General features: G+C 35.4%; 12 protein-coding genes. All 12 read left to right on the forward strand.

Translation table 11 applies throughout. The features are described from left to right. Positions 1 to 28: 28 nt before the first annotated feature. The 12 genes from GSA01S_RS06185 (at position 29) to GSA01S_RS06240 (ending at position 13,374) form a co-directional block, all read left to right on the forward strand. Positions 29 to 280 (forward strand): DUF896 domain-containing protein, encoded by a 252-nt coding sequence (locus GSA01S_RS06185; RefSeq protein WP_066125870.1) that lies wholly within the window; start codon positions 29 to 31, stop codon positions 278 to 280. A 77-nt stretch (positions 281 to 357) separates the two neighbouring features. Further along, entirely contained in the window at positions 358 to 579 is a 222-nt protein-coding gene (locus GSA01S_RS06190) for a YneF family protein (RefSeq protein WP_066125872.1), read from the forward strand. A gap of 363 nt (positions 580 to 942) precedes the next feature. Next, complete coding sequence (cysK, locus tag GSA01S_RS06195; protein WP_066125874.1) at positions 943 to 1,851, forward strand: cysteine synthase A; 909 nt, start codon at positions 943 to 945, stop codon at positions 1,849 to 1,851. Continuing rightward, a complete protein-coding gene (epsC, locus tag GSA01S_RS06200) occupies positions 1,844 to 2,410 on the forward strand; it encodes a serine O-acetyltransferase EpsC (protein WP_066125875.1) in 567 nt (188 codons plus the stop codon). Before cysK ends, epsC begins: the two co-directional genes overlap by 8 nt. Before the next feature lie 490 nt (positions 2,411 to 2,900). Further along, positions 2,901 to 3,131, forward strand: coding sequence for a glutaredoxin-like protein NrdH (gene nrdH, locus GSA01S_RS06205; RefSeq protein WP_066125877.1), 231 nt, complete (start codon positions 2,901 to 2,903; stop codon positions 3,129 to 3,131). A gap of 425 nt (positions 3,132 to 3,556) precedes the next feature. Further along, positions 3,557 to 3,754: a DUF1294 domain-containing protein gene (locus GSA01S_RS06210; protein ID WP_066125878.1), complete on the forward strand. Its 198-nt coding sequence runs from the start codon at positions 3,557 to 3,559 to the stop codon at positions 3,752 to 3,754. Positions 3,755 to 3,794: 40 nt separating this feature from the next. Next, positions 3,795 to 4,232: an HIT family protein gene (locus GSA01S_RS06215; protein WP_066125880.1), complete on the forward strand. Its 438-nt coding sequence runs from the start codon at positions 3,795 to 3,797 to the stop codon at positions 4,230 to 4,232. Continuing rightward, complete coding sequence (locus GSA01S_RS06220) at positions 4,232 to 4,594, forward strand: YtxH domain-containing protein (protein WP_066125881.1); 363 nt, start codon at positions 4,232 to 4,234, stop codon at positions 4,592 to 4,594. The genes GSA01S_RS06215 and GSA01S_RS06220 overlap by 1 nt, the downstream gene beginning before the upstream one ends. Positions 4,595 to 4,684: 90 nt before the next feature. Beyond that, entirely contained in the window at positions 4,685 to 5,773 is a 1,089-nt protein-coding gene (locus GSA01S_RS06225; RefSeq protein WP_066125883.1) for a peptidylprolyl isomerase, read from the forward strand. A 157-nt stretch (positions 5,774 to 5,930) separates the two neighbouring features. Next, positions 5,931 to 7,274: a DEAD/DEAH box helicase gene (locus tag GSA01S_RS06230; protein ID WP_066125885.1), complete on the forward strand. Its 1,344-nt coding sequence runs from the start codon at positions 5,931 to 5,933 to the stop codon at positions 7,272 to 7,274. Positions 7,275 to 7,685: 411 nt separating this feature from the next. Further along, positions 7,686 to 8,954: an RIP metalloprotease RseP gene (gene rseP / locus GSA01S_RS06235; RefSeq protein WP_066125886.1), complete on the forward strand. Its 1,269-nt coding sequence runs from the start codon at positions 7,686 to 7,688 to the stop codon at positions 8,952 to 8,954. Positions 8,955 to 9,063: 109 nt separating this feature from the next. Next, entirely contained in the window at positions 9,064 to 13,374 is a 4,311-nt protein-coding gene (locus GSA01S_RS06240; RefSeq protein ID WP_066125888.1) for a PolC-type DNA polymerase III, read from the forward strand. Positions 13,375 to 13,525 lie beyond the last annotated feature (151 nt).

Consider the following 13,525-nt stretch of genomic DNA (forward strand, 5'->3'; position numbering starts at 1 on the left):
TCTTTTTTTATAGTTAGGAGGGAACATTTTGTTAAGCGAAGAGAAATTGCGTCGAATTAATGAATTATCAAAAAAGAAGAAAGAACATGGTTTGACTGAAGCTGAATTAAAAGAACAATCTATTCTGAGAGAAGAATATTTACAAAATTTACGTAAAGGTTTTAGAAATCATATTGAAGGATTAAAAATCGTTGATGAAGAAGGAAATGATGTTACTCCTGATAAATTAAAAGCAATTCAAAAGGAAAAACGTATTCATAATCGTCATAATGAGGATTAATTAGATTATTACTTTTATTTTTAATCATTCTTTAGTATTATATATAATGTATTTAGTTAGGAAAGTGAGGGAATAGTATGCTACCAACATGGGCATGGTTAATTATTGTTGTAATTGGTATTATCGCTGGTTTCGTTGGAGGCTTTTTTGCTGCTCGTCGTTATATGATGAATTACTTTAAAGAAAACCCACCAATTGATGAACGTATGATTACACAAATGATGATGCAAATGGGTCAAAAACCATCTAAGAAAAAAGTTCAACAAATTTTAAATAGTATGAAAATGCAACAACAATAGACTTTATAGACTGCTTGACGAGTTAAAATTAACTTTGTCATCAGTCTTTTTTTATACCTTCATTTTAAAATGGGGCAGAAAATGGGTATTGTAATCAATCATTTTTAGGCTTTTTGTCAAGTAATGTTGGTAATATTAAATACTTCTTATATATGATCGAATCTTATGTTCTTAGTGATTGGATCAGTATTAGCGGGTGTAGCGATTATTTTATCGGCTATAAAAATCAATTCATTCTAACAAGCATTTTACTTTATAATCATAAAGAGATATGGCATAATACTGCTTATGAATTATTGAAAATCCAATTATTACGTTGATAATATTCGAAAAGTATTGGGTTCTATTAGGAGGAAATTTTATATGTTATTTGAGAACATTATCGAAACAATAGGAAATACACCTTTAGTAAAGTTAGCTAATCCAAATCAAGATCGTGCTGATATTTATGTTAAAGTAGAAAGTTTTAACCCAAGTGCAAGTATTAAAGATCGTGCTGCGAAATTTATTTTACAAGATTTATTAGATAAAGGAGTCTTAAAAACGGGTGGCACTATTATTGAGGCAACTAGTGGAAATACTGGAGTCGCTTTAGCTATGATGGGGGCTGCATTAGGAATCAAAGTTATTTTAGTAATGCCAGAAACTATGACGATTGAACGTCGAAACTTAATGGCGGCGTATGGGGCGGAGTTAGTATTAACTCCTGGTTCAGAAGGAATGAAGGGTGCTACTGCCAAAGCAGAAGCTTTAGCTGAGGAATTATCGGCACCTATTTTTGGACAATTCACTAATGAAGCGAATATTAAAGCACATCGAGAAACAACGGGTAAAGAAATTTTAAAAGACTTAGAACAAGTAGACGGTTTTGTGGCTGGTGTAGGGACCGGTGGAACTGTTTCAGGAACAGGATTAACTTTAAAAGAAGCAAATGCTGAAACGATTGTTTGGGCAGTAGAACCGACTGCTTCACCAATGTTAAGTGAAGGAAATGCGGGTCCTCATAAAATTCAAGGAATTGGAGCAAATTTCGTGCCTGATAATTATAGAGCTGACGCTGTAGATCGTATTTTTACCGTTTCTAATGAAGATGCGATTGAAACGACTAAATCATTAGCTAAAACAGCAGGATTGTTAGTTGGAATTTCCTCAGGTGCTAATGTCTTTGCAGCCACTGAATTAGCAAAAGAATTAGGATATGGAAAAACAGTGGTAACAGTTTTACCAGATACAGGTGAGCGTTACTTATCTGCTGGACTCTTTAATGCTTAAAGTATTTAAATTTTGGTGGGAAGAAGCCAGGTGGGCTTATCAGCAAGATCCTTCTTGTAATAGTGTGATACAAGCTTTCCTATTATTTCCAGGCATTAAAGCGAGACGTTATCATACCTTGAGTCATTGGCTATATCGTCATCACCATTTATTTTTAGCTCGTTGGGTCTCCGAAAGAGCCAAAACTAAGACGGGTATCGATATTCATCCAGGTGCTCAAATTGGGCATCATCTATTTATTGACCATGGTACCGGAGTCGTAATAGGTGAAACAGCCATCATTGGCAATCGTGTAACGATTTTTCACGGTGTAACTTTAGGGGGGACCGGTAAGGAGAAAGGTATCAAACGGCATCCAACTGTTGAATCAGATGTGATTTTAGGGGCAGGCGCAACGGTTTTAGGAAATATTACTATTGGACAAGGTGCTAAAGTAGGTGCCGGTGCTGTGGTGTTAAAGTCAGTACCTCAAAATGTGACTGCTGTTGGAATACCGGCAAAATATTATCAAACAAAAGATATACCTGATAATAGTGTTCCACCTGAATGGTTTATTTAATTAAAATATGTTTATTATCGTGATTAAAAATATTATGGATATGTAATTAATCATTTAACAATTTATCTTTGAGAGACTGGCTTAAACTTGATTAATTTAGCTAACTGAGTGCTTGTTATTTTATAGCGTATTAGTTAAGTGGGGGTGAACAGATGAAGCGAAAACTATTCGATTTTCTAAGTCTGGTCCACTCCCTATTTTTAATCAATAAATAACTTAGTTAAGACAAGTTAATATCTTACAAAATAGAATTATTCGAATTGTATTTAGTTTAAATTTTAAGCCTGTTATAATCGGTTTCGGATAATTTTAAATGTATGAAATTTAGTATTATTAATTTTGATAAGCACTCAAATTTCACAAAAAACACTATATTTAGTGTTCAAGGAAAAATTAAACACAATATATAGTTGCAATAGCAGTAAAGATAGGGTAGTATATAGTCATTGACAATTAGTCGATAATCACATCGACGGAAAGAGAGTGGATTATGAAAACTGTAACTGTTTATTCAAAACCAAATTGTATGCAATGTAATTTCACCAAAAAATTCTTAGAAGATAATTCTGTAGAATATACAATGATTGATGTTTACGAAAATGAAGATGCATTAAATAAAATTAAGGAAATGGGCTTCCAATCTTTACCAGTAGTAGAAATTGAAGGCGAAGAACCATTCTTTGGCTTTAGACCTGATCGCTTAGAAAAATTAGCGATATAAATCAATAAAATTTAGATTGACTCGATTAATTAGTTATTAGACTAATAGTCGAGTTTTTTTATTGTTATGAATCTTGGTCAAATAGTATGGTTGAGCCACATTACTCAGTTTAATCACATCAAAAAATATAAAGCAGTAGTTAAAAGGTATCTCTAATAATAGCTTACTTAGAGAAAATTTGTTGCAAATGAATTGCTATAATGAATAATTGTGATTGGCCATACGGACTTTTAAGCTTAACATGATTATGGCATAATAGAATAATATTTTTATTAAAGAGAGGAAATCTATTGGAAAACATCATTTTATTAACAACTAACTTGTTCGAGTATTTTTTTAACCATCTAAATGCTCAAAGTTTTTTCATTTTATATTTAATCATCCTAAATGTCAGTTTACTGTTCGCAATGTTATAGGATAAATGGATGGCTATTAAAAACGCGCAAAGGATCTCGGAGCAGACCTTATTAGCCATGGGATTTTTTGGTGGTGGACTTGGAGGATTAGTAGGAATGTTTCTTTTTCGTCATAAAATACGTAAACCTTATTTTACGATTGTTTATTTGGCAGGTATCTGTTTAGTAGTGTTGGTATATTATCAATTTTTTGCTTCACTATTTTAAATTTGTTATACTTATTTCAATTAGAATGGAGGTTTTATAAATGACTGATTGTATTTTTTGTAAAATAATAAATGGAGAAATTCCTTCTGTAAAGGTTTATGAAGATGATTTAGTGTATGCCTTTTTAGATATTTCTCAAACAACTCCTGGTCATACATTATTAGTCCCGAAAGAACATGTGCAAGATATTTTTGATTATTCACCAACATTAGCGGGGGATGTGTTGGCACGTTTACCGAAAATTGCAAAAGGATTAGATAAAGCATTTCCCGATATGTTAGGTTTAAATATTTTAAATAACAATCGCGAGGCAGCTTATCAAACAGTTTTTCATTCACATTGGCATCTCATTCCACGTTATGGTGAAAAAGATGGCTTTAGTTTAACATTTACTAATCATATGGATGATGTATCCAAAGAACAGCTAACTTCTTTAGCTGAGCAAATTACTCAAGGGATTAGTGAGGTGACTGAATAATGAAACAAACTTTTTGGTCTGGCTTATTTTGGGGTGCTGTTATTGGAGGAGCCATTGGTCTACTCAATGCCCCCCGAAAAGGATCAGAAACACGGACGCAATTGAAAGAATTTAAAGAGCAAACGCAAAGCGATGTGACTGACTTAAAATTTAAAGTAGATCATTTGAATACTGTTGTCGATCAAGTGAAAAATGATGGTGTCCAAACTACTCAGGCATTGGTTGAAGAATTACAAGGTGATATTAAACATTTTATGGAAAATAATCAACCGCGTATTAATCGCATTCAAAGAAGAATTGAGACATTGAAAGATAATTTAGAAGAAAATATGAACAATCTATCAAATGTATCTGAAAATTAGTATTTTTCTTGAAAATGTACCATACGACCACAAAATATGTTATAGTTATCTTGTTATACACTTTAAGTCAATGAAGGAGTTTTATTTATAATGAAAAAAAGTTTAGTAAAAGTAGTGACTGGATCGGCAGTAATGTTCTTATTAGCAGGATGCACTCCTACAAAAGCGAATGAAAATGCAGAATCAGCAGCTGATAATAAATCAGAAGTAATCGCAACTATTGGAGACGAGACCATTTCGTTAGATGATTTCTATGCTGAATTAAAAGCGAAAGCTGGTACAGCTACTTTACGTAGTATGATTATTCAAAAAGTGTTAACTCAAAATGTAGATGACGCTGAGGCATTGAAGAAATCTGCTGACGAAGAAGTAAACGCACAAATTGAAAGTGCTGGTGGCGAGCAAGTTTTCCAACAATTATTAGCTTACCAAAACTTAGGATCAATTGATGATTTTAGAGAGTCTGTTTATATTCGTAACTTATTCCAAGAAGTTATTAGCAAAAATGTAGATACTTCAGAAGAAGCGATTAAAGCATACTACGAAAATGATTATGCGCCAAAAATGGAAGCACAACATATTTTAGTAGAAACAGAAGAAGAAGCTAACTCAGTTATTGAACGTTTAAATAACGGTGAAAAATTTGAAGATTTAGCAAAAGAATTATCAACTGATAGCTCATCAGCGGATGGTGGTAATTTAGGTGAATTCTCATCTGGACAAATGGTTCCTGAATTTGAAGAAGCTGTTAAATCTGTTGCTAGCGGAGAGTTAGTGCCAGAACCTGTTAAATCACAATATGGATACCATGTTATCAATGTTATCAATAATGGTGAGAAGAAACCTTATGATGAAGTAAAAGATGAAGTGAAACAACAGTATTTAGATAGTAAATACAACGATTCTAATTTAGCTTATAGCATTGTTGGTAAATTCATTAAAGAAAAAGGCGTAGAAATTAAAGATGAAGATTTAAAACCAGCTTTAGATGAATTAATGGCTGCAATTGAAGCAGCTGAAGAAAGTGCTAAAGCCGCTGAAGAAGCCGCTGAAGAAACGACGGCTGAAGGTGAATCAGAAGCGGAAGAAACAACAGCTGAAGGCGAATCAGAAGAAACAGAAGCAGAAGAAACTGCTGCTGAAGACGAAGCCGCTGAAGAGACAACAGTTGCTGAGTAATTAAATAGATAATACAAATGACTAAGTTAGGTTTTGAGGCATTAAAAGGATTAACTTTTTAAAAGACTCAAGCCTGACTTTTTATTATTTTAGTAGTGAGATACAACTCCTAATATGATACAATTTATTTGTATGTTCTAACAAGAAGGAGAAAACAATGACAACATTTAAAGAATTAAATTTACAGCCGTTTATCCAAAAAGCATTAGCAGAATTACAATTTGAAAATTTAACGGCTGTTCAAGAAGAAGTTTTAAAACCGGCTTTAGCAGGTGAAAACTTAATTGTTCAATCTCAGACTGGTTCAGGTAAAACACATAGTTTTTTAGTACCGATTGTCAATCAAATCGATCCTCAAGAGGCAAGTGTGCAAGTCGTTATTACCGCTCCCAGTCGTGAGTTAGCGAATCAATTATATGATGTGACGCGACAATTGGTCAAAGATGCGCCAGAAGAAATTGTTGTAAATAATTATGTCGGTGGGACTGATAAGGATCGTCAAATTGAAAAGCTTAACAATCGTCAACCTCATATTGTTATCGGAACCCCTGGTCGTATTTTTGACCTCATGTCAGCCAATGCCTTATGGGTCCAAACAACTAAGATAATGGTTGTGGATGAAGCTGATATGACGATGGATCTAGGCTTTTTATCTATTATCGATGAAATTGCTTCGAGAATGCCTCAAGAGTTACAATTAATGGTCTTTTCAGCGACCATTCCTCAACAGTTATCGGTCTTTTTAAATAAATATGTGACTAGTCCCAAACAGATTAAAATTGAGCCAAAACAAGTATTAGCTGAAGAAATTCAAAATTATTTAATTAATACAAAAGGGCAAGATCGCCGTGAATTAGTTTATCAATTATTAACGATGGGTCATCCTTACTTAGCGTTAGTCTTTTGTAATACCAGACAATATGCTGATGAAGTGGCTGATTATTTAAAAGAACAGGGCTTAAAAGTAGCCTTGATTCATGGTGGAATCCCACCGCGTGAGCGTAAACGCCTAATGAAGCAAGTTCGAGATTTGGACTATCAATTTGTTGTAGCAAGCGACCTAGCTGCTAGAGGGATTGATATACCTGGAGTTTCAATGGTGATTAATACTGAAGTACCTAAAGAATTAGAGTTCTTTGTTCATCGTGTAGGACGAACAGGACGTAATAATATTGCGGGGACTGCTTATACCTTTGTGACCCCCGATGATGACCAAGCGATTGTCCAGTTGGAGAAAAAAGGTATTGAATTTACTGAAGTTGAGCTAGTAAAAGGTGAGATTCGACCAGCTAAAATACGTAATCGTCGTCAAAAGCGTCAAGATACTAAGAAAGATACGGACGATGCTGTAATCAAAGGCATGATTGCTAAAAATAAAAAACGTAAAGTTAAACCTGGCTATAAAAAAAAGCTAGATATTCAAATTAAAGAACAAAGACGTCAAACAGCTAAAAAGCAAGCACGTTCAATGAGACGGAATCAGGGACGTTCAGGTAAATAATTCTGAAAACGTGTTAAATATTTTAGCTAAACCCATTATGAGGATTGATAATGAAGAGAATCCTGTTTGTAAGTAGACGGATCACATTCACTATTATAATTTGGATGAGTGAGGTTTTAGGGAGTGGGCGTGGATTAGAAAATCGAATAATTTTCGATTCGTCTGTTCATCCTAGCAAAGTTGGGAGCGGGCCAGAAGTAGAAAATTAAATGATTTTCGCTTCGTCGGCCCCCACAGTTTAGTAGGTCTCAAACAAGTCTTTAAGACGCAGTTTGAGATCGTACAACCACTGCGCTATAAACTAATAGATGGAGCCAAATAGATTTATTAAACTGTTTGCCCATTTTCTTCAATAAATTGTGGGTGTTATGCTATAATATGAAGCATATTCATTAAGAAAAGGTGTTTTAAATGTTAAAAACAATTGTCATATTTTTACTGATATTTTCAATTATTGTTGTATATCATGAATTTGGGCATTATTATTTTGCCAAAAAAGCCGGGATTCGGGTGCGGGAATTTGCTTTAGGTATGGGTCCTAAATTATTTGCCAAACAAGATAAATCCGGAACGACTTATACCGTGCGAATGTTGCCATTAGGAGGTTACGTGCGCTTAGCAGGTTTAAATGAAGAAGACGGGATTGAACCGGGGATGCAAGTAGGATTAATCCTCAATGAACAAAACATTGTCACTGGTATTAATCTTTCCGATAAAAATGACCCTGAGGAATTACCGGTACAAGTAGATGAAGCAGAATTGATTGATAAGATGATGATACGAGCACTTCCCATTGGGCAAGAAACGATGGTGACCTATCAAGTAGATCCAAATGCTTTTATTACCGAGGCCGATGGTACTAAAGTTTTGGTTTCACCAAGAGCGACACGTTATGAAAGTGCCACCCCTTGGAATAAAATTAAGACCAATATTGCCGGACCAGTGAACAACTTTATTTTAGCTATCGTTGGGTTTATGATTGTTGCCTTAATTTCAGGAGGCGTTGTGTCAGATACTTCCATCATAGGTGAGGTAAGTGCTGATTCTCCAGCAGCCACAGCCGGTTTAATAGCAGGAGACCGGATAACGAAATTTGGGGATCAAACGATTAATAATTGGAACGAATTAGCGATGGCCATCCAAGCAAATCCTGGAAAAACAATTCCTATCGAATATCAACGTGATAATCAGACCCACACCAGTCAAATTACCGTTAACGAAGTTAAGGATGAGGAATCTGGGCAAACATTTGGACAGATTGGGATTATCCGTTCTTATGACACAAGCATCAAGAGTCGCTTATTATTTGGCTTTAGCCAAACATGGGCTGTAATCACGATGGTTATTTCTACTATTTTAGGAATGTTTAAGCGTGGTTTTGATGTGAATCAATTTGGGGGACCGGTAGCCATGGCACAAATGACCAATACAGTTGTCCAACATGGCGCCTTAACGGTCATCAGCTTTATGTCTATGTTAAGTGCAAACTTAGGTATTATGAATTTATTACCTATACCAGCACTTGATGGCGGAAAAATTATCTTAAATATTTATGAAGCTATTAGAGGAAAACCACTAGCACAAGAAAAAGAAGGCATTATTACTTTAATTGGAGTAGCAATCTTATTTATTTTGATGATCTTAGTGACATGGAATGATATTATGAGAGCTTTCTTTTAATCGTATAGTTTGATAAAATATAAAAGCCAAGAAAAGATGAGGTGGCAATAAAGTGACGCAGGTGACTTTATCCGCCTCCTTTTCTTTATGTTAGTGGAAATGGAGGATAATGATGGACAAGACAGAATTATTTCAACATTTGTTAAATCAAATTCAATTGCAAGATGAAGATATATTAGACGCTTTATCGCAAACAGCTATTGACCATGTCGATATTTTAGCACAATCAAATCAATGGCATTTTCATTTGAAGAGTGCCGAACGATTCCATCCACATGTTTATAATGTTTTTATACACCATTTGCGCATGGCTTTTTCAGCTATTGCTAAAGTGGAGGTTTGGTGGCAGTTTGATCATGATCAATTGACTGATGAAATTATTTTAGATTATTGGACGGCCGTTTTAAGTGTCGTTTCAATGGAAAAACCATTCGTTAAAACACTTTTAGGTTCAGCTAAGCATCAATTGGATGGTCGAACAATTAAAGTTGCTTTAGCAATGGAACAACAAATTGATGTTATCCAAAACCAATATCATTCTTTATTAATGGAACATTTAGCAAGAGTTGGAATTAACAATATTCAAATTGAATATTATTTTGATGAAAAATTACATGAAGCAGAACGTTTAAGTGTAATGGAACGTAAGATGTTGGAAGATGAAAAAAATCTTAAAGACGCGATGGTAATGGCTGAAAAGCGTCAACAACAAACGCGTATTGAAGCACCAGTTAATAATAGTGATATTAAACCAATCGGTAAAGACATTACCAGCAACATTATTACCCCCATCAAAGAATTGCCTGATAATCAATTTAGACAAGTCATTGAAGGGTATGTCTTTAGTAAAGAAATTAAAGATTTACGTTCAGGCAATCAATTAATGATTTTAAAAGTCACGGACTATACGAGTTCGGTAACTGTAAAATTAATGAGTGGACGCGGTATTAAAAAAGAATCATTTACCTTGTACAATAAGGGCGACTGGTTACGTCTAGAAGGGGATATGGTACCGGATAACTTTACATCAGAATTAGACTTTAGACCCCGTAGTATTCGTCATATTACCCATAACGAACGGGTTGATCGTGCACCAGAGGGTGAAAAACGAGTTGAGTTGCATTTACATTCTAATATGAGTCAAATGGATGCTACTAATAGTGTTAGTGATTTTATTAAACAAGCTGCTAAATGGGGGCATCCAGCTATTGCTATTACCGATCATGGGGCCGCCCAAGCCTTTCCAGAAGCTTATTCTGCAGGAAAAGCGAATAACATTAAAGTGCTCTATGGTATTGAAGCTTATGTCGTCAATGATGGTGAACCGATTGCTTATTACCCACAACCAATCGAGTTAGATTCGGCTACCTATGTAGTGTTTGACGTGGAAACAACGGGGCTTTCGGCTGTTTATGATAAAATTATCGAATTAGCTGGTGTCAAAATGCAAAATGGCGAAGTGATCGATACGTTTGAAGCCTTTATTAATCCGGGTCATCCGCTTTCTGCCTTTACGACAGAGTTAACCGGTATTACTGACGCAATGTTACAAGATGCGCCCCCAGAAGCCGAAGTTTTACAAAAATTTTATGAATTTAGTAAAGATACGATTTTAGTGGCGCATAATGCGAGCTTTGATATGGGATTCTTAAATAAAGGCTATCTTCGTATGGGACTTAAAGAGACAACACAACCTGTCATTGATACTTTGGAGTTGTCACGTTTAGTTAATAGTCATTTACGGGCGCATCGTTTAAATACTTTAGCCAAACATTATAATATCAATTTAGAACAACATCACCGGGCAGTCTTTGACTCGGAAACAACGGGTTATATTTTGTATAAATTGTTAGAACAAGCTAAAGATGATTTTAATATGACCATGCATTCGCAATTAAATGATCAATTAGGTGAGGGTGATAGTTATAAAAATGCTCGTCCATTTCATGCGACGCTCTTAGCGAAAAATCAAGAAGGATTAAAAGATTTATTCAAAATTATTTCTGAATCCAATGTTAAGTATTTCTTTAGAACGCCACGAGTACCGCGAAGCTTATTAGTCAAATATCGCGAAAATTTACTAGTTGGTACGGCTTGTAGTGAGGGGGAAATTTTCACTACGATGATGCAAAAAGGGTTTGATGAGACGGCGGAGTTAGTAGATTTTTATGATTATATTGAACTTCAACCAAAATCAGTTTATCAAACTTTAATCGACCAAGAACAATTAGGTTCAGTAGCCGATTTAGAAAACATCATGCGTGAATTAGTACGTTTAGGTGAAGAAAAGAATATTCCGGTTGTTGCGACTGGTAATGTTCATTACTTAGATGAAAAAGACTCAATTTATCGTGAAATTCTAATTAAATCAATGAAAATTAATGCCAATCGTCAAGTGTTTTTACCACCTGTTCATTTTAGAACGACGGATGAAATGTTGATGGAATTTGCTTTTTTAGGTAGTGAAAAGGCTAAAGAATTAGTGGTAACCAATACCCAAAAAATTGCTGATTCAATTGATGAAATCGAAGTAATAAAGGATAAACTATTTACACCTAATATTCCAGGTAGTAATGAAGAAATCCGTCGCTTAAGTTATGATAAAGCGCATGAATTATATGGCGATCCATTGCCTGAAATTGTTGAAGCACGTATTGAAAAAGAACTGAATTCGATAATTTCAAATGGTTTTGCGGTTATTTATTTAATTTCCCAAAAACTGGTTCATAAAAGTAATGAAGATGGTTATTTAGTTGGTTCACGGGGTTCGGTAGGTTCTTCGTTAGTCGCAACCATGACAGGAATTACCGAAGTCAATCCTTTAGCACCCCATTATTATTGTAAAGAGTGTAAATTTAGTGAATTCTTCACTAAGGGGGAAGTTGGGTCAGGTTTTGACTTACAACCGAAGGATTGTCCGCATTGTGGCAAACCTTTACACCGAGATGGCCATGATATTCCATTTGAGACTTTCTTGGGATTCTATGGTGACAAAGTACCCGATATCGATTTGAACTTCTCTGGTGAGTATCAACCACGTGCCCATGCTTATACCAAAGTATTATTCGGTGAAGATTATGTTTATCGTGCCGGAACCATTTCGACAGTTGCAGAAAAGACCGCATTTGGTTATGTGAGAGGTTATCTCGAAACTACCGGAGAACATATGCCACAAGCAGAAAAAGAACGCTTAGCCAAAGGAATTGAAGGTGTAAAAAGAACTACTGGTCAACATCCGGGAGGGATTATTGTTATTCCAGATTATATGGATGTTTTTGATTTTACACCCGTGCAGTATCCAGCTGATGATTTGTCAGCCGAATGGCGAACTACCCATTTTGATTTCCATTCAATTCATGACAATGTCCTAAAACTTGATATATTAGGACACGATGATCCGACAATGATTCGGAAATTACAAGATTTAAGTGGCATTGACCCCCAAACCATTCCGATGAATGACCCAGATGTGATGTCTTTATTTAGTGGACCGGAAGCATTAGGGGTGACAAGTGAGCAAATCTTTTCGGAAACAGGAACTTTGGGCGTACCAGAATTCGGAACTTTCTTCGTTAGAGGGATGTTAACGGAAACCAAACCTAAGACTTTTGCAGAATTACTGCAAATTTCAGGTCTGTCACATGGTACCGACGTTTGGTTAGGAAACGCGCAAGAGCTAATTAAAAATAAAACGACGACGCTAGCCAAAGTAATTGGATGTCGTGATGATATTATGGTGACCTTAATGCAATATGGAATTGAAGATGGCTTAGCCTTCAAGATTATGGAAAGTGTTCGTAAAGGGAAAGGTATCCCAGATGATTGGCAAGAAACCATGCGTGAAAATAAAGTACCTGAGTGGTACATTGACTCTTGCTTAAAGATTAAGTATATGTTCCCGAAAGCCCATGCGGCAGCCTATATTATGATGGCCTTACGGGTGGCATACTTTAAAGTGCACTATCCAATGTATTATTATGCTGCTTATTTTTCAATTCGGGCTGAAGATTTCGATTTAGTAGCCATGCATCAAGGAAAAGAGATGGTCAAGCGACGTATTCGAGAAATCCAAGCGAAAGGGTTTGATGCTTCAGTGAAGGAAAAGAGTTTACAAACCGTCCTAGAATTAGCGAATGAAATGCTTGAGCGAGGCTTTAAATTCTCGATGATTGATATTGATAAATCAGAAGCTGATGTCTTTAAAATCGAAGGAGATACGCTCATTCCACCTTTCAATGCAGTATCAGGCTTAGGTCTAAGTGTTGCGCAACAAATCGTTAAAGCACGCTCAGAAGCGCCTTTTATTTCCAAAGAAGATTTACAAAAACGTGGCAAAGTTTCGAAAACAATTATTGAATATCTTACTGAAAATGGGGTCTTAGACCATTTACCAGATGAAGATCAATTAAGCTTATTTTAAGAAGCGTTAAGTTAATTGAGAGTAGGCATAAGAGGCTGGGCATAAATTTGATAAATTTAGTCAAAATTATTGTGCGTTAATTAAAAGCGCAGTGGTTGAGTGGCCACAAACTGCGTCTTGCAACTTGTTTGAGGCCAACTCAACTGTGCGG

The organism is Globicatella sanguinis NBRC 15551 (assembly GCF_001552295.1).
Taxonomy (GTDB): Bacteria; Bacillota; Bacilli; order Lactobacillales; family Aerococcaceae; genus Globicatella; species Globicatella sanguinis.

Excerpts from the sequence above, each read along its gene's own strand:
- GSA01S_RS06230 (WP_066125885.1), top strand. The coding sequence starts at position 5,931 with ATGACAACATTTAAAGAATTAAATTTACAGCCGTTTATCCAAAAAGCA.
- nrdH (WP_066125877.1), top strand. The coding sequence starts at position 2,901 with ATGAAAACTGTAACTGTTTATTCAAAACCAAATTGTATGCAATGTAAT.
- rseP (WP_066125886.1), top strand. The coding sequence starts at position 7,686 with ATGTTAAAAACAATTGTCATATTTTTACTGATATTTTCAATTATTGTT.
- GSA01S_RS06220 (WP_066125881.1), top strand. The coding sequence starts at position 4,232 with ATGAAACAAACTTTTTGGTCTGGCTTATTTTGGGGTGCTGTTATTGGA.
- GSA01S_RS06215 (WP_066125880.1), top strand. The coding sequence starts at position 3,795 with ATGACTGATTGTATTTTTTGTAAAATAATAAATGGAGAAATTCCTTCT.
- epsC (WP_066125875.1), top strand. The coding sequence starts at position 1,844 with ATGCTTAAAGTATTTAAATTTTGGTGGGAAGAAGCCAGGTGGGCTTAT.
- GSA01S_RS06210 (WP_066125878.1), top strand. The coding sequence starts at position 3,557 with ATGGCTATTAAAAACGCGCAAAGGATCTCGGAGCAGACCTTATTAGCC.
- cysK (WP_066125874.1), top strand. The coding sequence starts at position 943 with ATGTTATTTGAGAACATTATCGAAACAATAGGAAATACACCTTTAGTA.
- GSA01S_RS06190 (WP_066125872.1), top strand. The coding sequence starts at position 358 with ATGCTACCAACATGGGCATGGTTAATTATTGTTGTAATTGGTATTATC.
- GSA01S_RS06225 (WP_066125883.1), top strand. The coding sequence starts at position 4,685 with ATGAAAAAAAGTTTAGTAAAAGTAGTGACTGGATCGGCAGTAATGTTC.
- GSA01S_RS06240 (WP_066125888.1), top strand. The coding sequence starts at position 9,064 with ATGATGGACAAGACAGAATTATTTCAACATTTGTTAAATCAAATTCAA.